Source organism: Paenibacillus rhizovicinus, from assembly GCF_010365285.1.
GTDB classification, from domain to species: domain Bacteria; phylum Bacillota; class Bacilli; order Paenibacillales; family Paenibacillaceae; genus Paenibacillus_Z; species Paenibacillus_Z rhizovicinus.
In genome coordinates, this window is sequence record NZ_CP048287.1 from 93,593 (window position 1) to 119,821 (window position 26,229).

25 protein-coding genes are annotated in these 26,229 nt (G+C 46.9%); 21 read left to right on the forward strand and 4 right to left on the reverse strand.

The annotated features are described in order from the left end of the window. Positions 1 to 7: 7 nt before the first annotated feature. Positions 8 to 403, reverse strand: a complete 396-nt coding sequence (locus GZH47_RS31800) for a MerR family transcriptional regulator (RefSeq protein WP_162645628.1) — start codon at positions 401 to 403, stop codon at positions 8 to 10. A 74-nt stretch (positions 404 to 477) separates the two neighbouring features. On the opposite strand from GZH47_RS31800, the gene GZH47_RS31805 reads away from it, so the two are divergent. The 5 genes from GZH47_RS31805 to GZH47_RS31825 all read left to right on the forward strand — a co-directional run bounded on the left by GZH47_RS31805 (position 478) and on the right by GZH47_RS31825 (position 4,134). Then, positions 478 to 729: a hypothetical protein gene (locus GZH47_RS31805; protein ID WP_162645629.1), complete on the forward strand. Its 252-nt coding sequence runs from the start codon at positions 478 to 480 to the stop codon at positions 727 to 729. A 5-nt stretch (positions 730 to 734) separates the two neighbouring features. Further along, positions 735 to 1,088 (forward strand): hypothetical protein, encoded by a 354-nt coding sequence (locus tag GZH47_RS31810; RefSeq protein WP_225446639.1) that lies wholly within the window; start codon positions 735 to 737, stop codon positions 1,086 to 1,088. Further along, a complete protein-coding gene (locus tag GZH47_RS31815) occupies positions 1,085 to 1,453 on the forward strand; it encodes a DoxX family protein (protein ID WP_162645630.1) in 369 nt (122 codons plus the stop codon). Before GZH47_RS31810 ends, GZH47_RS31815 begins: the two co-directional genes overlap by 4 nt. 868 nt (positions 1,454 to 2,321) lie before the next feature. After that, complete coding sequence (locus GZH47_RS31820; RefSeq protein WP_162645631.1) at positions 2,322 to 3,620, forward strand: MATE family efflux transporter; 1,299 nt, start codon at positions 2,322 to 2,324, stop codon at positions 3,618 to 3,620. Positions 3,621 to 3,735: 115 nt separating this feature from the next. Beyond that, positions 3,736 to 4,134: a YkvA family protein gene (locus tag GZH47_RS31825; RefSeq protein ID WP_162645632.1), complete on the forward strand. Its 399-nt coding sequence runs from the start codon at positions 3,736 to 3,738 to the stop codon at positions 4,132 to 4,134. Positions 4,135 to 4,167: 33 nt separating this feature from the next. Here GZH47_RS31825 and GZH47_RS31830 read toward each other — a convergent pair whose 3' ends face one another. Further along, entirely contained in the window at positions 4,168 to 4,350 is a 183-nt protein-coding gene (locus GZH47_RS31830; protein WP_162645633.1) for a hypothetical protein, read from the reverse strand. Between the two features lie 348 nt (positions 4,351 to 4,698). Between GZH47_RS31830 and GZH47_RS31835 the strand changes: the two genes are divergently transcribed. The 3 genes from GZH47_RS31835 to GZH47_RS31845 all read left to right on the forward strand — a co-directional run bounded on the left by GZH47_RS31835 (position 4,699) and on the right by GZH47_RS31845 (position 6,993). Continuing rightward, positions 4,699 to 5,010, forward strand: a complete 312-nt coding sequence (locus GZH47_RS31835; RefSeq protein ID WP_225446640.1) for a hypothetical protein — start codon at positions 4,699 to 4,701, stop codon at positions 5,008 to 5,010. 463 nt (positions 5,011 to 5,473) lie between these two features. Beyond that, a complete protein-coding gene (locus tag GZH47_RS31840) occupies positions 5,474 to 6,688 on the forward strand; it encodes a DNA cytosine methyltransferase (protein ID WP_162645634.1) in 1,215 nt (404 codons plus the stop codon). After that, on the forward strand, positions 6,631 to 6,993 hold the full coding sequence (locus GZH47_RS31845) for a DNA cytosine methyltransferase (RefSeq protein ID WP_162645635.1): 363 nt from the start codon (positions 6,631 to 6,633) through the stop codon (positions 6,991 to 6,993). Before GZH47_RS31840 ends, GZH47_RS31845 begins: the two co-directional genes overlap by 58 nt. Before the next feature lie 52 nt (positions 6,994 to 7,045). Here the strand turns inward: GZH47_RS31845 and GZH47_RS31850 are convergent, their stop codons facing one another. Then, the gene (locus GZH47_RS31850; protein WP_162645636.1) at positions 7,046 to 8,272 is read right to left on the reverse strand and encodes a replication initiation protein; all 1,227 of its coding nucleotides are present in this window, start codon (positions 8,270 to 8,272) and stop codon (positions 7,046 to 7,048) included. Between the two features lie 1,007 nt (positions 8,273 to 9,279). Here GZH47_RS31850 and GZH47_RS31855 point away from each other — a divergent pair. The 6 genes from GZH47_RS31855 (at position 9,280) to GZH47_RS31880 (ending at position 14,846) form a co-directional block, all read left to right on the forward strand. Then, entirely contained in the window at positions 9,280 to 9,567 is a 288-nt protein-coding gene (locus GZH47_RS31855) for a hypothetical protein (RefSeq protein ID WP_162645637.1), read from the forward strand. Then, the gene (locus GZH47_RS31860) at positions 9,542 to 11,386 is read left to right on the forward strand and encodes a phosphoadenosine phosphosulfate reductase domain-containing protein (RefSeq protein WP_162645638.1); all 1,845 of its coding nucleotides are present in this window, start codon (positions 9,542 to 9,544) and stop codon (positions 11,384 to 11,386) included. The genes GZH47_RS31855 and GZH47_RS31860 overlap by 26 nt, the downstream gene beginning before the upstream one ends. A gap of 82 nt (positions 11,387 to 11,468) precedes the next feature. Then, the gene (locus GZH47_RS31865; protein WP_162645639.1) at positions 11,469 to 13,208 is read left to right on the forward strand and encodes an LPD1 domain-containing protein; all 1,740 of its coding nucleotides are present in this window, start codon (positions 11,469 to 11,471) and stop codon (positions 13,206 to 13,208) included. A 22-nt stretch (positions 13,209 to 13,230) separates the two neighbouring features. Continuing rightward, on the forward strand, positions 13,231 to 13,404 hold the full coding sequence (locus GZH47_RS31870; RefSeq protein ID WP_162645640.1) for an aspartyl-phosphate phosphatase Spo0E family protein: 174 nt from the start codon (positions 13,231 to 13,233) through the stop codon (positions 13,402 to 13,404). Between the two features lie 301 nt (positions 13,405 to 13,705). Further along, a complete protein-coding gene (locus GZH47_RS31875) occupies positions 13,706 to 14,257 on the forward strand; it encodes a hypothetical protein (protein WP_162645641.1) in 552 nt (183 codons plus the stop codon). Then, on the forward strand, positions 14,229 to 14,846 hold the full coding sequence (locus tag GZH47_RS31880; protein WP_162645642.1) for a hypothetical protein: 618 nt from the start codon (positions 14,229 to 14,231) through the stop codon (positions 14,844 to 14,846). Before GZH47_RS31875 ends, GZH47_RS31880 begins: the two co-directional genes overlap by 29 nt. Positions 14,847 to 15,189: 343 nt before the next feature. On the opposite strand, the gene GZH47_RS31885 is transcribed toward GZH47_RS31880, so the two are convergent. Continuing rightward, complete coding sequence (locus GZH47_RS31885) at positions 15,190 to 16,188, reverse strand: helix-turn-helix domain-containing protein (protein ID WP_162645643.1); 999 nt, start codon at positions 16,186 to 16,188, stop codon at positions 15,190 to 15,192. A 1,040-nt stretch (positions 16,189 to 17,228) separates the two neighbouring features. On the opposite strand from GZH47_RS31885, the gene GZH47_RS31890 reads away from it, so the two are divergent. The 7 genes from GZH47_RS31890 (at position 17,229) to GZH47_RS31920 (ending at position 26,205) form a co-directional block, all read left to right on the forward strand. Beyond that, complete coding sequence (locus GZH47_RS31890; protein WP_162645644.1) at positions 17,229 to 18,107, forward strand: hypothetical protein; 879 nt, start codon at positions 17,229 to 17,231, stop codon at positions 18,105 to 18,107. A 17-nt stretch (positions 18,108 to 18,124) separates the two neighbouring features. Beyond that, entirely contained in the window at positions 18,125 to 19,381 is a 1,257-nt protein-coding gene (locus tag GZH47_RS31895) for a toprim domain-containing protein (RefSeq protein WP_162645645.1), read from the forward strand. Positions 19,382 to 19,579: 198 nt separating this feature from the next. After that, entirely contained in the window at positions 19,580 to 19,885 is a 306-nt protein-coding gene (locus GZH47_RS31900) for a helix-turn-helix domain-containing protein (RefSeq protein WP_225446641.1), read from the forward strand. 317 nt (positions 19,886 to 20,202) lie between these two features. Further along, a complete protein-coding gene (locus GZH47_RS31905) occupies positions 20,203 to 20,376 on the forward strand; it encodes a hypothetical protein (RefSeq protein ID WP_162645646.1) in 174 nt (57 codons plus the stop codon). Between the two features lie 197 nt (positions 20,377 to 20,573). After that, positions 20,574 to 22,370, forward strand: coding sequence for a glycoside hydrolase family 44 protein (locus GZH47_RS31910; RefSeq protein ID WP_162645647.1), 1,797 nt, complete (start codon positions 20,574 to 20,576; stop codon positions 22,368 to 22,370). Between the two features lie 969 nt (positions 22,371 to 23,339). Then, complete coding sequence (locus tag GZH47_RS31915) at positions 23,340 to 25,160, forward strand: sensor histidine kinase (protein WP_162645648.1); 1,821 nt, start codon at positions 23,340 to 23,342, stop codon at positions 25,158 to 25,160. 16 nt (positions 25,161 to 25,176) lie between these two features. Beyond that, positions 25,177 to 26,205: a response regulator transcription factor gene (locus tag GZH47_RS31920; protein ID WP_162645649.1), complete on the forward strand. Its 1,029-nt coding sequence runs from the start codon at positions 25,177 to 25,179 to the stop codon at positions 26,203 to 26,205. Positions 26,206 to 26,229 lie beyond the last annotated feature (24 nt).

Genomic DNA, 26,229 nt, shown 5'->3' on the forward strand with positions numbered 1-26,229 from the left:
CTCTCCTCTAACAAGATCCATCATTTTCTATTTTCTCTAAGCACTCTGACCAGGACAGACATTTACAATTTAAGCCGCTATCGAGAATTTGTATCATTGAATTGATTTGTTTCTTTCGCTGCTCCAGTTCTAACCTCTTCTGCATAGCCATTAGCTCCCATTGTTCCGAAAGCGATGCAACGGTTTCAAGCCCTTCTAACAAAACCGTAATTTCTTGAATGCTGAATCCTGTTTGTTGCGCGACTTTTATAAAGTTGATCCGATCGAGCAGGCTCTTGGCATACCGGCGCTGACCGTTTTTTCGTTCAGGTGAAGGAAGTAACCCAATGGATTCATAATAACGCAGCGTAGAAGCGTTAACGTCGGCAATCGCTGCCAATTGCCCTATGCTAAGTTCTGGCATTTTTTTCACCCCTTGACTTAAAGTTAGCTTTAAGTTTTATGATGTCAGTATAGATTATATAAGGCGGTGAGGCAATGAAGAAAAGGGATTGGTTAGCTGGTCTTGGAATAATAGGTGCGTGTGCATTATGCTGTGCACTTCCTTTAATCGGAAGTGCTGCGATTGTAGGAATTTCTTCATTTTTTTTTGATCCAATTGTAATTGTGCTAATGGCAATTGCTTTAATTAGCATAGGCATTTTTATTTTTCAGCGCCGTAAAGCGAATGGCACTTCCTGCATGAAGCCGGGATGTGCTTGTAAATCCTGTGCTACGGGAAGGGGATAGTGTCCATGATTAAAGAAATACCGATCGCATGTTGTCATACCGTGTTCACGAAAGATCAACGCATGGAGTACAAACATATTTGGGGAGAGCTTGAAACAAGAAGGTTCGGCATCACAGAGCTTGAAAACGGGTACCAATATGGCTTCCCAGGAGACGCGGAAACGCTGCGACTTGTCAATGAATGGGTAAGCATGGAACGCAAATGCTGCCCATTTCTAACGTTTAAGGTCATAGCAAGCAACACAGACGAGCCAGTTTTACTTCAGCTAACAGGAAATGAAGAAGCAAAAGCATTCATGAGAACCGATATTGAATCAAATATAAACATCATAATCGGTAAATCACAGGAGAAACAATGAAACCAATCGCATACTGGGTAAGCACCATATCAGCTACAGCACTTTTATTTATCGGCGGCATTCTATTCATCATGCAGGGGGAGCACCAAATAGAGGAAATGAATCATCTTGGGTATCCGGTCTACATTTTAACGTTTCTTGGAATTGGAAGAATCCTGGGCTCTGTCGCAATAGTCATACCGCGCTTTCCACGTCTGAAAGAATGGGCGTATGCGGGCTTTGTCATTGATCTTATCGCGGCTTCAGCATCTCATGCCTACGCAGGGGACAACCTCGTTGAGATTGCATCACCATTAATATTTCTTGTACTGATTATCGTTTCTTGGGCATTACGTCCATCGAGTCGTAAACTAAAAGCTCAGTAGTGTATTCAACGGTGAACCAGAGTTGAATAGGTGTGACGGCAGCCAGCATATCTTTGGTTGCCGTTTTTCCATTTAAGTATCGGGCAGTTTGCCCAACTTCCAAACTATGGGAACGTAATGAATAAGGAAAGAATATTGGGAAGGTTGATGATGTAGTGCAGCGAATTAAATTTATGTATAGACAATTTTTAAGAGAACCTTTATGGTTTAAAGTTCTTATTCCTATGACTTTACTTATTTCAATTCTATTTAGCAGTTCATTTTTTTCGGATAATACGTATTATCAAAGCTGTGCGAAATTAGCAGCTGCTTTCTTTTTTTGTGTTTATGGCATCAAAATGCGAAGGAATCTTCAATTTTCTGTTATCTTCTTTTCAATTGCAGTATTATGTATTTATTTATCGTGGCAAAGTTTCGAACTTGCACGTCAATAACGAAGAACGTTAGTGCGGTCGTTGCGCTAACTGGGAACGATATTCCAATCGCAGGAAAGGTATTAAATTACATGGAGAATTATAAGGGGTCTATTACGCCAGGAAGGAAAGCTTTTGAACAGGTTTGCATTACTTATAATTATAGGTGCTGCGTGTATTATAGTGCCCATAGGATTTATGCTGTATGGCTACTGGGATATACATCAGCCGAAATTAGGCGCAGTAGGAGACGGGAAATCTGAATTCTTTACTGTACCCGAGTTAATACCACTTATATCTAGTTTGATTCTTGGAATTAGCTGCTTTCATTCAGCCATAGTTTATCGTAAGTGTATTGAGAAAATAAATTATTAGACTGAAAAATAAAAGTATTAGACTGGAGGAAAGAACTTATTAAAAGGGGATTTACAACGCTGCCTGCTCCCGGAAAGCGCGTGTTATCCATCGCTCTGCCCGCCATTGGCGAAGCTTATTTACAGAGCCTGTTGGGTGTTATCGATGCCTGGTTTATCGCCAGAACCGGGCTTGTCGCAGTGAATGCGGTCGGCGTTACGAATATCTACAGTCTCACCTACATCGGCGTTTTCACTGCGGTGTCCACGGCCCTATCCGTTTTTCTCTCTCGGGCCGTCGGCGCAAAAAACGTGGAACAAGGTCGCTCGGTCATCTGGCACGGCTATATCATCGCTTTGGCTTTGGGACTCATCATATCGGCAGCTACCGTCCGTTTCGCGGTGCCGCTGCTGCACATCATGGGGGCGAATAGGGAACTCGAGGCGAGTGCCCTGCCTTACTTTGGCGTGGTACTCGGCATATCCCCGCTGATCGCTTTGTTTACCGCTCAATCGGCGGCGTTTCGGGCTACGGGACATACAAAAACGCCTTTAAAAGTAGCCGTTGAAATGAATGCGGTGCATGTTGTGCTCGATTACGTGCTGATTTTCGGCATTGGGTCGATCCCAGGATTCGGTTTGGCTGGAGCCGCGTGGGCTATGGTGCTTGCCCGTTTGTACGCACTGCTTCGCTTGTACTGGAAATCACGAAGCGTGGAGGCGATCCGCCTGCGTAAAGAGGATTGCACATGGCGGCCTTCGGTAGTGGTCGACATGATTTCATTCGCCGTCCCCGCAGCAGCCGAACGGCTCTCGATGCGGCTCGGGCAGGTCATCTACTTCGGTTTGATCGTGCGTATGGGCATCAACGTGTATGCGACCCATACCATTGCAGGCACGCTGACCGTATTCGCTTCAACAGTCGGCGCGGGGTTTGCCACAGCTGCGAGCGTGACCATCGGGCAGGCCATCGGAAGTAAAGACGTCGCCGCCGTTCAATCGTACCGACGCTGGAGCTACATCCTGTCGGCAATTTCGATGACTGTTATCACCGCTGCCATTTGCATCTTTTCGCCGTGGATCGGCTTGCTTTTTACGGACAACCAGCAGGTCATCCAGTTGCTGCTTATCGTTTTGGCCATCGATACCATCTCACAGCCATTTCTAGCATCAACGTTAGTGGACACCTCCGCCATCCAAGCAGGCGGAAACAGCAAATACCCGATGATTGTTACCACGATCGGCATTTGGGGAATTAGAACGCTTGGCGTATACCTATTTGCTTGGAATTTGGGTTGGGGCCTGCCCGCCGTTTGGGCCAGCATCGCCGCCGATAATGCGCTGAGGGCCGTTTTATTTGCAAGGTATCGAGGTCGGGGAGGAGTGTATCATAGTGCTTAGAATTTCCTAATTAACTCTGAGATAACTCTTGTAATTTATTGTGTATTATTAATCTCTAAAATGGTGGAAGACATGTAACTACTGAGCAGATGACAACTGTAGAGAGGGGCGTCAATTGGAAAAGTCTATTGCACTTGACAAACTTAAGCATACAGCAAGAAGTATCAAACAAAACGTGTACGTACTCTACCTATCTTACCGAGACCCAAGGGTTCCCTGGTATGCGAAGATAGTTGCTCTGCTAGTCGTCGCTTATGCTTTTAGCCCGATTGATTTGATTCCTGACTTTATTCCCATTCTAGGTTATCTTGATGATTTAATTATTGTTCCATTGGGAATATCACTTGCTTTAAAAATGATTCCTGAGCCAGTCCTCGTAGATTGTAGGGCTAAGGCTGAAGAAATAAAGAAAAACGGTAAGCCCAAAAACTGGTTTGTTGGAGCACTGTTTATAGGGATATGGTTAGTTTGCGCTATATGGATGGGATTTACAATTTATAAGATGTTCAAATGACCTTCGTAAGCTTACGGGACACTCGTCTCTGGTCTACTCGTTCTCCTTGGTACCTTTTTTATTAAGAAAATCATTTAATTTAGAAAGAATCTCTTCTTCGCAATCAAAGCAGACCGAAATAGGGAAACTTTCCTTTGGGAACAACGTCTGTTTTTCGGTTACTCTCCATTTGAGCTGTTTGCAGGAAGCACAGAATATTTGAATTGGTTCCAGCATTCTAACACCACTCCTTCTTTGAAGTGTATTTCGAATTGCTGGCCACTGCTTCACAAAATAGGTGGTTATATACAAATGTCCGCTGCTCGTCGTTAAGCTAACTGGGAACGTTAGTTCAATAAAACAGCAGTAGTATAGGACTTTATGTTCCAATTCTTTTCATATATAATAGACTTATTACGAATCACCCAATTTTCTTTGCCGTTAATTTTTTTCCGGGCAGGGCAGGAGACGCTTTTAGCGATTATCAAACAGGTTCAACCTTTGGAGCACAATTGAGACATACGGTATCCGTATGCCTGTTGTGCTCTTTTTTGCGTTGATCCCCAAACCGAGGAGGCATTTCGAATGATGGAAAACGTGAACACGAAGAACCTTTACATCAAGTCCTGGTATCTGTCCGAACTATTGATTGAGGAGCGGTTGGCTGCTTCTAAACTACATTGGAAGCGTATCGATCGGCAATTCTTTTTCGCAGTGACGCCTACTACCTATGACGATGTATTGGATGCGATCGGTCCTCTGAATCAAGAGAACGGGTCGAAGATTCACGAAAGCGATATTGATTACGTCAACGCCACTGAAGAAGAGATTGAGCAGCAGCTCAACGCTTTGTATGGTGAAAACGTCGTTCTATCAATCGTTAGGGAAGAAGTTTAGAAATGGCATGATGGATGTTTCTTAAATGGTTCTGCCCATCATCCTAGCAGAAAGGGAATAGTCATTTTATTCCGTAAGAACCCGCTGTGGTTGCGTTCTTCATTCCTATTTCCTCCTAGATGCTCCCCCGCTGTACCAGGAGAGAATAGATTCCCGGTAGATTTTCAATCGTCACCAACGGAGAACCAGCCACGATCGGGAACATCGAATTACGCGATATCCAACCGGGCAAAGTTTATGTGATGCAGTCCCCCTATATGGGAGACTACATGCAAGCACAAGCTCTGCTCACAAGGGATGCAGATGCGCTAATCGTGACGTTTATCGGCTTGGATGATGCTGATGCCGTAGCGGAGCAGTCAGGGACGAAAGCAGTCAGCTTCCAACTTGACCTGCTCCGGTCATTACAGTCAGACGGGGCACGGTTAATTGCTGAAGGGAATGAGAGTGAGTTCTTTATTGATTGCATACGGCTGCTCGCCTTATTCAAGATTACAACGAGCAGGTTGAGTCTGGTCGACGGTATTACGCATTTCCTTCGGGCTTCAATGCGAAAATACTGGGTTCGAATGACTTCGCTCCTATCGTGCTGCAGGCGATGGAAGATCAGTTGCGGCATCCGGAGTGGGTGCCGGGGGCCGATTTATTCGTTCAGGTAAATGAGGATGATCGTTCGATTATCATTCAAAACAAGGCGATTGATGGGGCTGACAACGTGCACGAAATCAGTGTTGCTCACCGGATGAACCGGACAAGTGGGCAGCCGCGGCCGCTGGTGGATACCTGCGGTGACCGATACTCGACGATCCTTTGTATTCAAGAGAAAATCGAAATCTCGGTATATCATAACGGTGACTTCAGCCAGGTTGTTGTACGCCCGCTTCGATTTAAACTGTTTGAGCCGGAATCATTCGATGCAGCAGATGATGAACGAATCCGGCTGCTCTCGATCTGTGCGGGCGCGGGAATCGGAAGTGCCTGCTTCCAAGACACAAATTACTATTCTGCTACGATGGAAGTGGAAATCGAGGAAGATTATAGCGCGGAGGTTCTGCATCACAATTTCCCGCACAGTTATTTATTTTTAGGCGATCTTCGTGATTGTCATACCGTCGCCAAGGCAGATGTTGCTTTCGTTTCTCTGGATTGCTGTGAGCACTCTACAATTGGGGACTACGATCAGGGGTATTTCCGGAATCTCGTACTCGGTACGTACAAGATTTTGAAAAGTGCTGAGCCGCGCGTGCTATTTTTCGAGAACGTGCCCGGCTTTTACGAATCCGGAACCTATAAGGATTTGCGGGAACTGCTAAGTAACGATTATCCGTATATCGTAGACCCAATTCAGCTTCAAAGCCATGATTTCAGCAGCATTGCGCTTCGTGATCGAACGTACGCGGTCTACTTCCAGGAGAAGGCAGATTTTGATCTCTTCCGAATTCCGAAGCCGCCGATCGTCCGACATAAGAAACTGAAGGAATTTTTGGATCCGCGCTCAACAGTCCATGTATGGAAGAGCCTTGATTCGTGGATGGACAGCTTTGCGAGAAAGCGGAGAACAATAATGCCTGGGCAGACCGAGGTTTGGAAAAAACGTTCGTTGACGAGAATGCTACTGTATTGCAATGCATTCCTCGTAGGTACCGGAGCCACTCTGCTAGTAACTCCTACGTTCTGAATGAAGATCGAACGCAGTGGAGATTCTTTACCGTGAGTGAATTGCGACGTATCTTTTCGATCCCCGAATGGTTCAAATGGCCGGCACACATTCCTATTACTCGGATTTACGAACAAATAGGACAATCCGTTTGTGGCCGTGTCATTCGGGCATTTGCGAATGAAATTGCCTCGCTATTTTTTCGTCGTTATGCGATGGAAAATAAGAAGCAGCTGGTCGGTCCGTCCTCCTGCGGTAGAGTAGAGCAGACTTCGACTCTATCATTTTCACTGGATCAATCCGGGCAAATGGGATTTTTGGTGTAAGGCAGATTTTGAAGAAAAGCTCTCGGGTATCACCACCGAGAGCTTTTCTGCATTAGCTATGGAAAACAAACGCTTTCTTACCGATTGGAAGGGTGATGTCATTTTCGACGAGGGGGCGCATTTTCTTTCGGATCCGCCAGTCGGAAACTTTGTTGATTTCATCGATGATGCCCTGAAGCTGCATGCGTTCAGCTTCAGACTTCGTGTGGATTTTCTCCTTTACACACTGGTCATAAAAGCGCACCTGTGCATCAATTCGTTTATTAAGCTCAACGATTGAGGTATTTCGGTCTTTATCATCCTCGGGTACATATTCTGGATTCATGGCAGCGTAGTTTTCTTTGATAGCCTTAATGATGTAACCGGAGACACTTCCGATTTCGGCGTTACGCTGTTTCTCGAAGACATATTTGATATTCATCCGAATTTGATTTTCGCCGTACTCTTTAACCAACTCTGAAGCTGCCTTCCGGTTAATCTCGAAACGTCCGAGCAGATCGGTGATAGGTTCATTGTCTATGTATTCCGCGTCGTTCAGGGCTAGGCGGGGGGACTTGCTATTCGGAAAGATATGAAAGACGACGCCGACAATCTTATTGCCATTTTTGATTTCTTCGAGTTCAAACTTAATGTCCGTTTTCTCGAGGAGCTCGCGCTGCGCGGTTAGGATTACCCTATTTTTCAAGTGGCTGTATTTCTCGTAATTGCCTTCTTCGATCTCAAGCTTATCCTTTAATTCTTTCAAGGTACTGAATCTCCGTTTACCAAGAGGCAGGTATTGCTTGAGCAATTTATATAATTTGGACGAATAAAAGCTTTTAAGATAGAGGACGTTCCAAAGCTTGTAGTTCGTGAAATTATTCTTCAGCTGGAGGAGGTACGGGCCAAGCATTTGGGAAAACTCGAGCTCGATCATTCCTTTGCCGTGAAAATATCGCGACGCGGAAAGCCATTGGGCTTCAATGGTCGAATTGGTCGACTTGTCCTCGATGACGACTGTTTTACGCTGCAGGCGCTGGATTATTTCCCGAATTCGCTTGTAGAAGTTTTTTTCGGTGAGTTCGAGCTTGTCGGCAATATCTTTGACCTTAAAGAAGCAGCTTTGGAAGTGGGTATCGTCTGGGTTGATCCGTGAAGCCAGTATGTAAATGAGTCGTTCCTCGTATAGGTCTAAGTTCGTTCTGGATTCTATTAGGGCGTTTGATTCGGTCACAATATAATGATCGGAGATTTTATCAGCTTCGAAATCAAATGAAATTTGGTCTCCATCGTCGGTCATCTGCCGATCACCATCCTTTCCTGTTCTACTAACACAATATATGAGAAATTGGGAGATTTCCACTCCCGTTCGTGTGGCATTTATATCCTGTTAAAATCATGCTTTAGTGCCACATAAACGGGAGTCGGAATCGTTGAAATTGGTAATCTATAGGGGGAAACGTGTCGGAAATGGAGTGAAATTGGTCAAATTATGCAAAAGCCACGCTGAAGGGAGCTATTTTCAGTTCATTTAGCTGATCCCGCTCCATTTTTGTGGCCGTAAAGTAGAGTAGATGGAAGTGCCACATGTACGGGAGTTATTTTTCTGTTTTTCAAGTCATAGTAATAATTATCTCGTATTTTAGACGCGTATTGTTTATTTTTTTATATTTATTTTTAATGTTTTAAGGTATTTTGTTTTAATTGTTTACGAAACCTGAGATTATGCGTCCTTATTGGGCTCATAGGTTAGAAAGGCCACACGTACGGGAGTAACCGGCCACATATAAGGGACCTCTAGTGCCACACGAAGAGGTGTGGACAAACACATAATAGGGAGTGAACTGCCACGCCGATGGGAGTCTGAGGAGGAAATAGACCATTTTCATCGCAAACTGGAGCCTACCTGACTCCTTTTGATGTGGCCTATCTCTAAATCATGAGCAAAACACTCCCGTTTATGTGGCACTTCTCTCTAAGCATCCCAGTGCAGCGAGTAGCTTCGGTTTCTTCTCCGGCATGACTCCCGTAGGTGTGGCACCTTTTGAATAAGAGAAAGAAACTCCTTTTGGTGTGGCCGTTGCTGATTCCCGGTGCTTGCTAGCAGCTGGTAGCCATTGTATAATTTTCTTATTACGAATCACAATGATTTTCTCCGCCAATCCTTTTTGGCGAAGATGGAGCAAAGCTTTTAATAGCGAATACGTAACGGTTCATAAACAGGAGACCATTAGAACATGCGGGAGACGTGTGTTCTTTTTTGCGTCTACCTGTTTTTTTTGTGCCGAAAATGAGGAGGAAATTGGGATGAAATCTAATGAACGCGTTGTCCATCTGGATGGAGGACTGTCCAAGTACTTGCTTACTTCGTGCGGGCGCCGGTTTATTCGGTGTTTTACGGAGGTTGATGGCAGCTACGCCGAATACTTTCTGGAAACTCCTGATGAACTGCATGCTTTCACGTCCAGCGAGATGATTACCGTCACAAGGCAAGATGGGTTGTGCGTCGGGATCTACGAAGGTCTTATGTTTCCAGCAGGTGAATTCCGTTCAGAAGGGGGCAATTGGGATGGATCAATATCAATTCGTCGATAGCAAAAACAAGGTCAGCGTCTCGGACCGACTGCGAGATTATAATTTCATTCTTGCAGATGTTTGGGATTTCTTGGAGATGGCCGGCTTTGCCTTTCACGGGGTTATTCGAGATTGGTCTGCTGTGTTCTTCCAGGGCACCTATTTCGTACTTCATACGTTCCTCAATGATAAGCCTCACGAGGAATGCATCGAGAAGAACAGCAATCTACGGTGGGATGCGATATTTGAGCGCGATTCGTCCGCAGGGGAGCTATTTTCGTTCCTGGAGCGAGCGGGCTTCCAGCTGATGATTCCTGTTCAAGCTATGATCGACGCTATGATTGATGATGGAGACAATTGGCATTATCAAAGCCCAAAGCACAAATTTCAAATGTACTGCTTTCATTCGTCTTGTGCCATGCTCGTCGAAGTCTATATGCAGAATCAGATTCCCCCTTACGGCGCCCATGAGGCTGCGATACCGTACCCCGTTGATCGCTGCCAGCCGACGTTCGAGTTTGTCTTCGAATCGCTGGACAATGGCGGTAAAAAGGGGCGTACACGCGTAGTTGAAGGGGAGACACTCGACATCCTCGATAAATTAGATGAAGAGCTGCTCGCCGTAACTAGGGAGAGAATTAAGAAGGTCTACGATGACCATTCTCGCATTGGTCTGCTAGTGTCTGGCGGAAAAGATTCTAGAACTGTCGCGCAGTTAATGCTTGAGCATGCCATTGCAAATCCGGATCCGACCAAAAAAATCATGATCATTTCTTCGGACACACTCGTTGAAAATCCCGGAATTACAAAAGGAATTCACGACATGAAGGAAGCACTAGCCAAAGCGTTGCCTTGGGTAGAGTTCCACATTGTAGAGCCGAGAGAAGATGAAACGCTCATGGTTTGCATCATTGGGAAGGGGTACCAAGCGCCATCCGTAACCTTCAAGTACTGTGTCCGGCGTTTGAAAATTGAGCCGGCACGTGATTTTCTAGAGGCGGTTTTCCTAACAGAGGGAGTCGACGATACTTGCTTGGTCATGGGAAGCCGGGATAACGAGAGTGGGAATCGTAGAAGGAGCCTGGAGAAGTATTTTGGGGACGAATTCTACGGCCATCATCCGGTCGGAAATACCCGGACCTGTAGTCCGATCCGGGAATGGACTAGCCAAGAAATCGTTACCTATCTCGCATTCAACCGCGCGCCGTGGAGCAAGTATGGGGCTCGGAATACCGAGCTGCTGCAGTTCTACGGCAGCGCCGCGGGAAGTGAATGCCCGCTTGGTGCGGCAGTGGTCAATGACAACGAGGCAATGATGCAATGCGGTAAGTCGGCGCGAACGGGCTGCTACGCCTGTACGATATCGAATGACCGCAGCATGGGGAATCTAGTCAGCGCCTATCCCGAGTACGAGAAGTACTACCGCTTCCGCGGAATTCTTAAGGGGATTGGACAAGACATTCGTTACGGCGGAACTGTGGGCCTTCAGCGTGTCGGTCGGTCAAAAATCGGTCGCGGTATAGGCGATCTAACGATCGACTCAAGAACCTTGATTCTCGAGGCGATGCACCGACTAGGCATCGAATGGCGCGAAAGCGAGATTCTGACGGCCTATCAGATGGTGCTCCATCGCGAAGAGGTAGAAGGGTTCCCCCTTACAGACCGGTTTCGAGAAGCGATTTACGCGCTGCTCGGCGTGACTGGCGGTTTTCGCGGGGTGCTGTGTAATCCAATCTTTGATCCGTTCGGTACCGGCGTCGATCAGTTTACGAAAGCAGATGCAGATGCCATCGCACGAATCATGGCTGAAGATAAGGAGCGGGAAACCGCAGTGGTTTAATCCATAAGTACTCCGGCTGAGCGGAGAAGAGAAGAAATTCGTCTCTCGCTCAGCGCGGGAGACCTATGGGGGTAATTCGTAAATGGGAGCTAATCAATTGTCACTATTCGACTATTTTCCGGGGATGTTTTCCGGTACCGCGGCGCCTGCAGTGCTCACTGCCGTGATTATGGCCAGTGAAGCTGCAGCACCAGATACTGGTCGCAAGCAATATTCGTACGATGTCGGGGAAGAGCTCAAAGGAGCTCGCAAGCATCTCGCATCATTACTTAAATTCTCTACCGAATGGTACGCGGAGCTAGAGAAGGATCCTACGCAGGCCTTCGAGGCTATCTGCAGGGATGAGCTGCTTGGTGCTTTTCCGATACAGGAATATCGCGAGAGAGGATTTTCTTCCGAAGTGGCCTATGCCATTAAGCAAATATGGGATCGTGTATGCCAACGCCCGGAAGACAATACCTTAGCCCGCGAGCACTTCGTTAAAGGGATTGCAGAACTGAAGCAGGTCTTCTCCGAAGCGTATGCCGAAGCGGAGTTCAGAAGCGCCTTTGAAACGCTTCAGGCGGACATTAAGAAGGCAACTTGGTCGAAGCATGAGCATTTGTTGCTCAAGGATCCAACCGTCGCCAACTATGCTTTTTGGTTATCGCTTGGGGATCGGTTTAATCGGACGTTCCTCTCTGGTGGTCGCGGGAAAGAAGCAGCCTACAGAAGCATTTTCGATAAAGCTTTCTCTTCGGAGGAAGGGCAAGACTGGACATGGACAGAGCCCAAGGCCCGTTCCTCTGTTAAGGGCTCGTCGAAAGAGCGGTGGGAACGCCGAGTGCCGAAGGAAGTCATTCGTCTCTCTCAGGAGCCTTCTGGGGTTGAGAAGCCGGAAGACTTAATGACGCATTACGGATACCGAGGTATTCAGTTCGGGAATTGGATGGAAGATGCAGCCGGTCGCTATCATGTCCTGTGTAGCGGGAATGCTCACGCAGACCTTGCAGCAATCTTGAACATCCCACGTCATTCTATCAGTTTCTACGGCGCGTTAGGGCTTGCTTTCGGCTCGCGCGGCACTGGCAAGGCAAGTGCCCATTTTGAGCCATTTCGGAACGTAATTAACCTGACGAAGATGAATGGCGGTGGGGCACTTTGCCATGAATGGGCGCATGCGCTGGATTTCAATCTAAATTCTTGGTCGCATGGATTCGCTAATGGAATGATGGCTCCCTTATCCGCCTGCGAGGCGAAGTTAAATGATTCTCTCGCGGCGAATTCTATCAAGGCCGCGTTTGCTCGACTTATGGAGCAAATCAAGAAAGGTAATGGGACAATCCGTCATTCTGTTCCTAGCGAATTACCACCACTCGACGGGAGATACGGCACCGAAATCAACCGGAAGCTTGAGCGTGCTGAATACGATGTGTCCAAAGCGCTTATGTCACTTAAAGGGCTCTACCGGATCCGTAGCAAAAAGAAATGGATCGATCTCGGTATGTATTACTGCCACCTGCTGAAAGAGGCTGGTAGGGAAGTACCATCTGAATTTTTCATTCCAACCGACTTTAGCGCATTTTTTCTTGACGCAAAGGAGCGCGGCGAATACTGGCGTCGCGATCACGAGCTCTTTGCTCGCGCATTCGAAGCTTGGATAGAGGACGAGCTTGTCGAGCGGGGAATGACGAACAGTTACCTGGTCAGCGGTACCCGCTGCGAAGGTCCATACCCTCAAGGTTCAGAGCGAATTGCTGTTAACGCTGCATTTCGTGAATGGTGGAGGGTACTGCTTGCCTCCGGCGTATTGCAGGACGAGCAGACATGGAGTAGAGGATAACCGTTGATAGGGGGATAACGTCATGCCAAAAGCTAGACTCACTCATATTCGCAGAGCTATTGAACGCAAGCGAAAAGAGATGCATACGCTAAGTGATCGGTTCGGGATACAGTCCGAAATTGTCATTCGAAAATCCCAAGAACTCGATGGATTATTGAATCGATATGATCAACTGGGGATTCCAGTAAAAAAGTAAGACGATAATAAGCAGGCTGCTGAGCAGCCTGCTTATTTTTTTATCAATTTAGGTCCGCCCATTTTCGAAGATACTTTAACCATGAGGGATGCCAATTTCTTCGCTTGTTCAGGGGTTAGTTCTTTTGTTGCTGCCATACTCTACCACTCCTCTTAATCGATTACTATTCAGCATCGACCGATCCCGTTTCGAATATACTCCGGACGAGCGTTCTATTCTTCATACGTCCGTTCATATACTTGTCTCAAATGGAATTCTGGAATTTTGACCGCTACTCTATTACGAAGAGGGGACCAGACTAATGGTTAACAGTCTGAATGGTATTTTTAGTCCGATTAGTGAACCGAAAGTAAAGGCACCGCCGTCAAAAGCGCAAAAGCCCGTTGCACCCCCTAGCGCACCTCCAAAACCACAGTATAGGCCGGAACCGCCCGTGGCGGCTGCCGCACCGAAGAATAAGGCACGCACGCGGAGAGAGCGTTCTGACAAGAAGAAGGACATGAAGTTCCCCGTTACACCCGAACAGAGGGAAGACCTGCGGAAGCGGGCAAGCGAGTTGCGTATTGCCGATCGCAAACCTGAGATGAAATACGAAACGATCTCGAATACGGCAATCCTTAAACAAGCTCTCGAGCATTACGCCATTTTCCCAGAGCGTTATCCGCCGCTCGTCTATAAGGACACTGGACAATATATGCATGCGGAGCTCCTGCTGCCGGATTATGTGGAAGTCGAGGCCCTAGCCAGGAAGTTGAATCTATCCATTCGAAAAACCGTCTACCGGTTGATCATGAATTACATTTACCGTGGGGATGTGGATATACATGCGTATCGAAAGAGTCAGCAGCAGTAGTCAGAACGTCTCCGAGAAGCTGAGGGACTTAACGGGAAACCTAACGTGGACCAGTCTGTTTTCACGCTCCAAGCGCATTGTCCGCTTAAAAGTACGTGCTGAGGAAATTGATTTTGCGCGTGCCGAGGTTTTCATTGGAGACGTCAATAAGAAAACGAAAGGCGCGTTCGCCGAACTAACCGTGGAGCACCTGGTTCATGTCCTTTACGCGGATTTTCTACTTCATGTACGGGAAAATCTGAGTGAATTCAAAACGTCAGCAGATGCCGTAACCTTAGAGGATACCGTGAATAATCTCCGAATAAAACGGCAGACCTATTTCCCGCGTCCGAAGAAGAGTGAGGCGATGAGTCAAATCGTTAATCCAAAGAGATGGGCGCTGCTCGAAGTGCAATTCCTGCGCGAAAACGTGCAACGTGGGGAAGTCTTCTTGTATGACGCTCAGACCACGTTTCCCGATTTTCATATGGAGCTCGATGAGATGATCTCGGTATTGTTTGTTGACTTCATTGCGCAGCTCAGGCGAGGAAATCAGCAGCTGCTAATTAATGCCCTAATGGAAAGATTCTTCTCCCATGATTTCTATTGATGATGAATAATTTAAAGATTGTAGTTCTTAAAATCAGTTCTTCTTAAAGATTGTATTTATTTGGTCTCAAATTTTGAGAAAGCCTATCTCAGATTTTGACGAAGGCTGTCTCAAATTCTGATACGCGGATTCCGCCTATAGATTTTAGACCCCTCTATGTCAAAATTCTATAGGCGGGATTTTTCATGTTTTCCCGGGTATCAAATTTTGATAGGCGGCACCTCTCAAAATTCTATAGGCTGGGTATCAAAAATTGAGATAGGGATATCGCTTTTTTATATGCTGCCTTTCAATAATTGAATCCCGAAAAATGTCGAAAAAAATAGGAGCCGCTGTACGGCTCCTACGTGATCACTTCTAGTGTTTCAATTTCAACGCCTTCGATTGTTTCATCGATTGGATGAATGATATCTTTGATTTTTACTATGTATCTGTCAGATAACCAATCCGTAACCATCTTGTGAGGGGTGTAAATCGTCAGGATACCATCCCGTTTAATTGCAAATGTATTAGCAAACCAGTTGTCATAAGATGGCCTTGATATTTTTTTCAGCATTTCCGATAAGAAATCTTGCCAGCGTATCTTGTCCTCTTCCGTTTGTTCCTCTTCCAGGATCCGACGTTTTAAAGCTGATTGCTTATCGATCTCGAACAAGGAGAGCTGCTTTGCTTTGCGCTGTACTTTCCCTTTTTCAATGAGATTACCGTAAAGAGTGCTATAATCCACGCTCGGATCAAGGTCGAGCTCGTGTTCGCATGTCGTTAACAGCTTATTCAGGTATTTCTCGTGATCGATCTGAAGCACTTTAGGAAGCTGGTCACATAATTCTTGGGTGAGGAGCGGTACCCGCTTCCGAACCTTGAACAGCGGGCTTTCATTGGTATTGTTCAAATCGGCATTTTGCACGTTGAAATGGTAAACAAAACCATGTTCCTCGAGGATGCCGAGATATTTCTTAACCGTATTGCGGCTCATTTTCATTTTGTAAGAAATCAGCTCAAGATTAGGCCAACAGAAATCCTTTTGCCCATAGCAGTATCGCATCAGGTGAGCATAGAGCGCGATCGCCTCTGCTCCAAGGATGTATCCCCAGTAATCGAACATATAATTATTGATCATTGTCACGTGGCCATCCACGTAAGGGACATTCTGACCATGCTTGTCCAGCGAAAACTTCCGTATATCTTCTTCGTTGAAATAGATCCGCTCTAGCTCTTCTTCGAAGTAAGCTTGCGGCTTACCCTTAACCATCCGTGTCTTCGGTGTTCGGTTTCCCGTTGGACGTTCTCGATAGTAGAGGAGACGAGCTGATCCTTCCTTCAAATTTTTATTTTCTGACATTAAAAAATCTCCCTCGTGCCTACCAAAAAGGCAATACTCAAGAGAGAGAAGAGGCTTTATTTTTCAAAAACGATATGCTAAAATAGGCTCATATCGAGTTTGTGTGTAATAAAGCTTCTACTCCTGAACCATTCATTGTCTAAACGCTTGGCGGCCGGAAGACAACGAATGTAACCTGGTAGGGGCTTTTTTTTATTTTATTTGATGGGTTTTCGACGGATCATCGCTCTGCGAGAGGCCGAATTTAGGTAATAAAAAAAACACACATGAAATTTGTGTGCAATAAAGCAAAGGTCAGCTATCAACCAGTAAAGGTTGGCTTGACCCGGCAGCACGCAAGAAGATTATAACCCAATTCTTTAATTTGGGTAAAGCATTAATTGGCGAATCTTGCCGCAAACGGAAATCTGGCCTTGTCCGCCGGCTAGCTACATGATAAAATAGAGTCAACCAAATATGCGCTAGCACGCAGCATGCCCCGCTTTAGGTCTCGTACCTGGAGCGGGGTTTTGTGCATTTAGGGGAAAGCAACCTGTGTAGGCATACTTTACCTATTTTCAGACAGATGCTATAATTCTAGTATTACAGCATCAATCATTTCATTTTCTTCGTTGTCAACCTTATGACGAAGATGGGGACGCCTCAAGGCATTATAGTAAGCAAATGGAAGCTTATCGGACCTACACTACCCGTATGTCCTTTTTTTGTTTCCATTTCCATGAAAGACGCATTCGACTTCTGAATGCGTCTTTTTTTATGGCAATTTGAAGGAGGCGTTGATGATCATGGATCCTTAATGGTCAGCTGCAGCATTTGGAGGTAATTCGAAAATTACAATTGGAGGAATGTAGAATGGGAAACCAAGGACATGAGCGAGGCAATCCTTTCTTGGCGGGAGAGGAGGGCAGGCTCGTAGTAAGTCTCGCAAAAGAGAAAAAGACGCTTGCACATGCGACGATCCAGTCGGTTTATGAATTGGTGCCGAGCGAATTCCATAAGCACATTCGTCTGCTTCCGCAGAAAGGCAGAAAGAGAAAATTATGGACAAGCAGTTTACCCTTACTGCAGAACATAGGGAGTATGGTCTTCACTCGTATTATGGTAAAACGTACATTGAGACGTTTCGTCCGTATGTCGATGTAGAAGGTCGGATTGAGCAGATGATTGCCGTTCATCAAACCCACGGTAAAAGCTATGAGATCGATATCTACCCGGAGCAAATTGGCGATCGGTGGGTCATGACATGCCAATTTGAGGGGCTGAATAAACACGGTCAACCCTTCAAGACGAAAGAGCGTTCAATCATTGGATTTGGCGCAACTTCTGGTGTTGATTCCACAAACCCGATTGAAAATGCTTCGACGAGCGCTGTTGGTCGTGCGCTCTCACACGGCGGGTACGGCAATATCGGTTCTGGATTATCTTCCTATGAGGACGTATATATCGCAATATCCCGGCAAAAAGCGCTTGAAAAGCTGAAAAGCGATGGGGATAATTCCGGTCCAACCGCGGGTCAACAACCTTCCGGTCAAGACGGGACTCCTACCGGCGGCGGAGAGACACAACCGCAAGGAAGCGGGCAGCAGCAATCGCAAGGACGCGGACAATCTACGTCGCAGGGGAATTCAAACCGTTCGCAAAGCCAGCATCAGGGTAATGGCAGCCAGCGCCCTTCATCTTCGGGCAACGGATACCAAAACCAAGGGCATGCCGGGCAGGAGGAGAAGAATCGCCAGAGGGAGAAAAATAAGTTTGTCAGCAAGTTTATGAATGGCACCAAGAACTGGTCGAAACAGGACTTGAAGAACAAAATCCAGTCTGTTCTCCAGATAACTTGGGACGGCAAATTCAACTCTCTATCCCTTGACCAGTTGCAGCTCCTCGAGGAGCGCATAGGCGCAATTCTTCAAGCATCGTAAGAAAAGGAGTTGGGGGCATGAAGCTTCGCAGAACAAAGCACGACGGGTGGTACGAGATCCAGTCTCAATGTCCAATTTGTGGACATAAAGGCTGGTGCCGGATAAACCGAGAGCAAACGATCGTTCATTGCATGAGGGTGCCGAGCGATGACCATTTTGATTCAGTTATTGGCCGGCAATTCCGGCATTACCTAGATCCCAACGCCGTTCCGAAGACGAAGGTCGAGATTGAAGTAAACAAGGTTGTCGATAAGAAGCCTGATTACCATCTCAATCGCGTTTATCGTGCCTTGTTGAAGGAGCTCCCGTTATCCCCCATGCATTACTCGCATCTGCTAAATGATCGGTTAATGGAAGAGAATGTCGTTCAGATTCGCGAGTATCGAACGATGCCCGTCCAAGAACGTTACAAAGTCGCAAAGAGCGTCATTAGCCGACTGAGCGATAGCAGCGATCTACTAGGAGTTCCGGGCTTCTTCTGTCAAGAAGGGAAGTACGGGGCCTACTGGACGATGGCGGGCGGAACGGGTCTTATGATTCCGTTCCGCACCATCTCGAATGAAATTACGGGTTGGCAGATCAGGGTGGATAATCCGCCCCTCGAGTTGGATATGAAGGGTGCGATAAAGGGAGAAATTCTGGAGGAACTTCCGCGAGATGAAAGCGGGAAGCGTCGGGCTAAGTGCTCACTCAAAGTCCAAGACAAGACGTTGATTGTCGAGCTGACCGAGAAGGATAAAAAAGTGTGCATGTCTTCAGCTTCCGGTCAATTTGTCTTTAGCGTTGAACTCAAACAGGGGCAACGGTATTGGTGGTGGAGCAGCGGCTCAAAGGATAACGGCGCGTCAATTGGCGGCCCGCTTCCGGTACACCTGGCGTTGCCAAGTCCATGTTTGAAGTACTGGACAGTCGGCGATACCGCGGATGCTATTTTCGATTGTTCGGAAGTTTGGGTTACAGAGGGACCACTCAAAGCCGACAAGGCTGCGGATGGTTTGCTGAAGCCAGTCTTTGGTATTCCGGGTGCTGGTGCCTTCTCTCTCTTACTTGAACCGCTGAAGGCACTAGGCTGCAAGCACATCATTTTTGCTTATGATGCAGATGTCGTTAATACGCCGGAAGTTGAGATGGCCCTTGGGCAGTGCGTCGAGTTTTTTGCCAGAGAGACCGACATGAAACTCAGCCTTGCCATGTGGGACATTTCGCTCGGGAAGGGCATTGACGACTTGCTGGATAATGGATACCTCCCGCAGGTGTCTACGCTTCTTGAATAGGGATGTAAATGTTCGGTGACATTATAGTTGTGAACTTTACATCATGGTTATGAAGTGGACATTATAGTTGTGAAGTTGACATTAAAGTTATGAAGTGCACTTTAGAGGGTTCCGAAGATGATACATCATTCGGAATCCTTTCTTTCTTGGAGGTGTATTATGGATACATTAGCAAAACGGATAAAATAAATAAGAAAATTGCATGAAAAAACTCAAATTGAGTTTGCGGATCAGATTGGGGTTTCACAAGGGACTTTAAGCGAAATTGAGCAGAATAAATATAATCCCTCCGTTGAAGTGATCTTGAGGATTCATGATAAATACGAAACCGATATTGAATGGTTGTTAACTGGAAGGGCACGGGCAGACTTAGATCACAAAAAAGAGTTCTCAATTACAGGATATGAATTTGATATTTTGCAACAGTTGCGTAAGTTATCACAATTAGATAGAGAAGAGGTTGAAGAAATCATAATGCTTAAACTGAAATGGAAGGCTAAGTGATTCATTACAATAAAGTGTTGTACTGAACAATAAAAATTTGTTCTGAGTTACAAACTTACAATAATGTTTTGTTCTATAAACATCAAACATCATGGCCGTCCTACAACGTAAGGACGGCCAATTTTCGTTTCGAGTGTAGGGGTGTTATGACGAGAAAGTTACGCCCTTACAAAGAAGCACAATTTGGGTCTGTCCAGTATTTTGTGTAAACCCTCATGAAGCAAAGTGTTAACGTAAATGATGACCGATACGGTCTGGGAAAAAGACGGAGAACTGGAGGAGCATTTTGCCCCACGGATCGATAAAAGTGCGCGCCCATGAAGCTGTATCAAGAATATTATAAGCAGAAAAAGATGGCGATGGAGCAGGACATCGTGGAAATACAAATTCGACTACAAGAAACTGAAGTCAATGGAAGACATGGAGCCTATGCTGCAGGTGATCAAGGAAAAAAGCCCGGGTTGGTTTATGGTTCCGCAGATGGTAACTAAACCGTTCGAAACCGGTACCGGTTTCGAACGGTTTAGTTTTCTCTGGGAAGATCGGCAAAGCTGTCAATATGGGATAAGGGATATCAACAGAAGTAAATCGATAACCTTTGTAATCGCTTTATAATGAAGAATGTGCAGGGATATCCTTATGGAAGGAGGACCGACCGAATTACAACATCCGATCAGGAGGGTGCATAATGAAGTGGAAATGGATGGTTACGGTAGCGGCGGCGTCTCTATTGCTGAATCTGACCGGCTGGCCGCTGACGGCTGTTAGAGCGGACAATTCGGTCGATAATGACAATGCCTACAAGGTTAAGCCAATAGAACTGACGGTAAGTGCGCAAACGGGACGCCATGCGATTAGTCCTGATATTTACGGCATTAATCATTACTCCATCGATGATAATCTGCGAGATGAATTTCCGATCCCGGTGGTCCGCGAAGGCGGCAATCATACGGAAACGTATAATTGGCTGGTTGATTCGTCGAATAAGGGTACCGACCAATTTTTCATTGGCGGGAATGGAACCGACCATCCGACTCCAGGCGGCGAATACGACAATATCGTAGCTGCTAATAAAAGCCACGGATCCAAGAGCATCGTTACGGTACCGATTACCGGTTATGTAAACAAATACAGCCAGTACAACTGCTCTTATCCGTCGTCCCTGTATCCAAAACAGGGAGTGGCATTCGGCTGGACAGACTTTTTCCCTTTTATTACCGATATGAACGGGGATAAGTGCGGAAGCGGACTGGATCCTGACCAAGATGGACAACAGTTGGCTGACGTGGATCCGCTGCGAAATTACATCAAGGTAGACCCGGCTTGGATGCGTGATTGGATCGAGCATTTGAGAGCAACGCATGGCACGGCCTCAGATGGCGGTGTGAAATACTACCAGCTGGACAATGAGCCGGAGAGTTGGAACTATCTGCATCATGACATCCACCCGGAAGGTACAGGCTTCGACGAGCTGGTTAAGCTGAATACCGACTACGCAGCGATGATCAAGGATGTGGATCCGGGGGCGAAGGTGCTCGGTGCCGGCAATTGCTGCATGTGGTCGTTTTATGATATGGGTGGTCCGGCTACCGACAACCAACAAAGTCATGGCGGTAAAGCGTGGTATCCGTATTATCTTCAGCAGATGCGAAAGGCTGAGACGGAGCACGGACGACGGCTGATCGATTATCTGGACTTTCATTATTATCCCAATGGTTCGAACTTACTTACATGGACGTCTCCCGATCCGGGCGACCCCGAGACACAGACGAGGCGCCTTATCTCAACACGGTCCATGTGGGATCCTACCTTCACTGATCCAAGCGGCTTCGGAGAAGCATTTGGAAAGCTGGATATTATTCCCCGCATGAGGGGTTGGATCAATACGTATTATCCCGGTACGAAGCTTTCGATGACCGAATATAGCTTCGGGGCCTTGGGCTCCTTGAATGGAGCGTTGGCACAAGCGGATCTCCTGGGTATTTTCGGGAGGGAAGGATTGGATATGGCAACGCTATGGGGGCCGCCCAAGGCGACGGATCCGGGCGCATTTGCATTCAAGATGTACCGGAACTACGACGGCAAAGGCTCGCAATACGGCGACACCTGGGTAGAATCATGGAGCGAGGACCAAGACAAGCTGGCCGTGTACGGTGCCCAGCGGCAGTCCGACGGTGCACTCACGGTTATGGTTATTAACAAGACGGGTGATGATCTGAAAAGCACGTTAAAGATCAATGATTTCAAGGTGAACAGCAAGAATGCTAAAGTATACACCTATAGCGGAGCGAACCTGTCGCAGATCGTACGTCAACAGGACCAAGAAGTTGCTGGAGTCAATATCAAACGCAGCTTCCCGGCTAATTCCGTTACACTGATCGTGCTGAGCGGTCACACAGTGGGCAAGGAGAAGTGCGGTTCGGGACTTCCTGGACGCGGCATTCAGACAGGGCCGGTGCCTGCAATCAACAATCAGACTGAATAAAGCTTAAGTGGCGAAGGACCCCGGCAGCTAGTGGGGTCCTTTCGGTTAAATAAGCGATCTGGCAATACTTCGTGTTATCCAGTCAAATATGAAGCAGGATTTTTTAATCCCAGAAGCGTTCAGCGGCTTCTCGAATGCCTGTCCGCCTCCTCCTAAAGGCCGTAGTTCGATCCATGACTGCAGATTTACTTTCCCTTGCTTCAACCACTCCAAGGCACATTCAAAATCGCGAGGTGCATAGGCAAATGCTCCATACGCTCTTGTTTCATTTCGAATTATCAATTAATGGGAAGCGGACTGTCCGCCTCATGTAAACCCGAAAAGCAGACTCGTCCGCCCTGCCACAGTTGCTTTACAGCTAGTTGACGGGTTGCATCTTCCGTACTTGCAGCGGGCCTTCCTCCCAGTCTATCCACGACCACGATATCACGAAGGCCGAATTGCTACGCGGCAATAAGAGCGAAGAGGCCGATCGGGCCGACGCCCATGATCATCAGTTGATCCGCAGGATCAAGATTGAAAATCCTGCAGTTTGGAAGGTTCCGGCGAATTCATGTCCCATCACAAGCGGCGGTTTACTCCGTTTAGTTCGGATCCGCAAATCCCGACCCGCTCAACGCGAACAATGACTTCATCATATTTTTGTTCAAGTACAGGCAAAAACGAATTCGAAGGCAGAACGGTGTTGCCGAGCACGCACGCCTTTCTTCGATTTTGACCACGGACGTACATACCGAATTCAGGCAGGGAGCATCGACAATCACTGCTTCGTCTGTGTTGATAGGAAACTTCTGCTGGAACTGACAGACCCCGAGTCGATCGACACTTCGATCCATACGGGTGTTGGTTTAGAGACGTATGCTAGTTTATTCAATTACGGAACCTTACGGTAAGAAGGATAATCTGAGAATCTTCAGTCCGATCAAATCCCCACGCATTCCGATAAAAACAGGCAGAGGAAAGATGACGGTGACTTACGAACGCTTAATTTACCGCATGTCCATCCGAACCAAGTTGTTTCTGATGTTGCTCTTCTTTCTTTGTCTCCCGTCATTCGTTTTTGGTTTTCTCTGGTTTGAGAAGTCCACCAAGACGTTGGAGGATAATGCGATCCAATATAGCGAAACGTTAAACAATCAGGTGAATGACAGAATGGAAATTTACTTTCAGGAAATTAGGCGGATAACGCTCCCCCTGATCTCCAACCCGTTGACCCAAAAAATGATCTCGGCGGGTCCCAGTGCTGATAATTATGATAGATACAGCTTGGCCTTACCGTTACAGGACGAACTGTTCCCTTCAATCTTACTGGGACGGTCTGATATTCTCTCCCTGTCCATTGTATCCGACAGCGGACTTGTCGCTTCCAATCTCAGTGTGCTGTCCGCCAAAGAGCGTTTCCCGGCATACGATAGGCGAATTAAAGAGAATGGCGACTACCAGCTGATGGGCTTTACCCGTGTTTATGGCGTTCCGGTCCTGACGCTGGCCATGAAGTTCTACGATACTATTACGTACCGCAATAGCGGTATTGTGATTATAGACATCAAACTGTCTGAGATAGCGGGATTAAGCAGAGGCGTGAAACTTGGAAGTTCAGGATATATCCGGATCACAGATTCGGACGGTCAAATCATCTATGATCCCGATTCGTCCAAATGGGGAACCTATATTTCCGCCAAGCTGCTGCATAAGTTCGATACAAAGCTAAAAGGCGGTTTTACGGAGCATACGTCAAGAGGGAAGCTTCTGATCAATTATCTTCATTCGAATATTACGGGACTTAATATCTATTCTCAAGTGCCGATTCGCGAACTTGTCGGAGGACTTATCTATTTCCGATCGATAACCGCAGGCATAAGTTTGATGCTGATTGTGTTAGCGCTTTTCTTATTGGGATGGTTCTCATTATCGCTGACCAAAAGGATTATTGCACTGCAGAGGCTAATGAAACGGGCTGAATTGGGCGATTTCAGTGTATACGCTTCTTATGGGGGAAGCTTCCATGAGCTGGATAGTCTTCATCACAGCTTCAATGCGATGATCAGCGAAATCAGACGGCTGGTTGAAGTCGTGCATAAATCCGAGCTCAAAGAGAAAGAAATGCAAATCGTTCATCGTGAGTCCATGTACCGATCGATGCAAGCTCAGATCAATCCGCATTTTCTGTACAACACGCTGGAGCTGATCAACTCGTACGCAATTGTGGAAGGGGTCATGCCAATCAGCAAAATGGCCTCGGCACTCGCCCACATTTTTCGATATAGTATCGGAAATTCAGGGAGAGAGGTGGCGCTTACTGAAGAGCTGAACTATATAGAAACCTATTTCACGATCCTAACTGAGCGTTATCCTCATTTCTCGAATGAAGTACATGTCGGAGATCAGGATGCTCCAAAGGTGCGTGCGCTCCGGCTGATGATCCAGCCCATTGTAGAGAATGCGTTTAAACATGGCTACGAGAATCACAAGTTGAGGCCGACCTACATTGGCATTCGCGGCATTCCCGAGGGTGACGCTTATGTGCTGGAAATTCGTGATCGCGGGGGGGGCATGGAAGACGCGCGTAAAAATAAGATCAACGAGGCGTTGATGCTTACCTGGGATCGTGAAGTGAACGCGGATGGCATAACGCAGATGGATTCAATCGGCTTATGGAACGTACACAGCAGATTGCGGCTAACTTTCGGCGCGGCATACGGCATTGAAATTGCAGAATCAAACACAACCGGAACTGTTATCAAGATGCGGCTGCCGTATGCGTCCGAATTGCCATCGGAGGCAGGATAAAGTGAGGTATAACGTTGTGATCGTCGACGACGAACCGATGATCAAGAAAAGCTTGACTAAAATCATAGACAGCAGCGGAGAGTTCATCGTTTGCGGTGAAGCCGAAGACGGAAAAGAGGCGCTGGAACTTGTACAAAGGCTTAACCCTCATCTTTTGTTTACAGATATCTACATGCCTGTTATGGATGGCATGGAATTGATCGAAGCCGTTCGGGTTAGCGGTTATCAGACCGAAATCGTCGTCTTGTCGGGGTTTGCAGAATTCGATTACGCGAAGCGCATGCTGCCGCACCGCATCGCCGAGTATTTGCTGAAGCCGGTTAACCCCTACGATGTGATGCGGCTTCTGACATGGCTTGCCGACACCTTTAAGACAAGAGAGGTGAAGGAGGCTTTCAACGAAACGTGGTTATGGCGATGCCGCACGGACGGCCGCAGAATTGCCGAAAAGCTCTGGCGTCTTGATGAGAGCGGATATCTTCAGCTACTAGGGGAAATCTGCGCCGATATGAATAAGCTGGCTCTGACAGGTGCGGAATACAAGACGTATGGGGAGCAACTGCTGGCCGTTATTGCCGGAGAGTTAGCTGAGATCAGCGGAGGAAACAACAAACGACCGGCCATCAGTTTACGGCTATCCGCGGTTCAGAACGAAGAACTGCAGGCGGAAATGAAACAAAATTTAGTACGCGCCGCTGAGGAACTCCGAAATCTGAGAAAATGGAATCAGCAATATTCCATCCGTCAGGCCATCTCCTATATGGACAACCATTATAGCGATCCCGAACTCTCGCTTGAGCGTACGGCGGAAGCTGCTCGCATATCTCCATCCTATTTAAGCCGCTTCTTCAAGGAAACGACGGGCGTAACATTTATTCATTACTTGTCGCGACTGCGGCTGGAAAAAGCTGCGGAGATGCTGCGAACCACGTTATTGAAAACGCACGAAATAGCCGCTTTAGCCGGATATATGGATTATCCCCATTTTTCCAAGACTTTCAAAAAAATGTATGGCGTTTCCCCTGTTGAGTATCGAAAACTGTAAGCGGATAGGTTCATAAATACACAA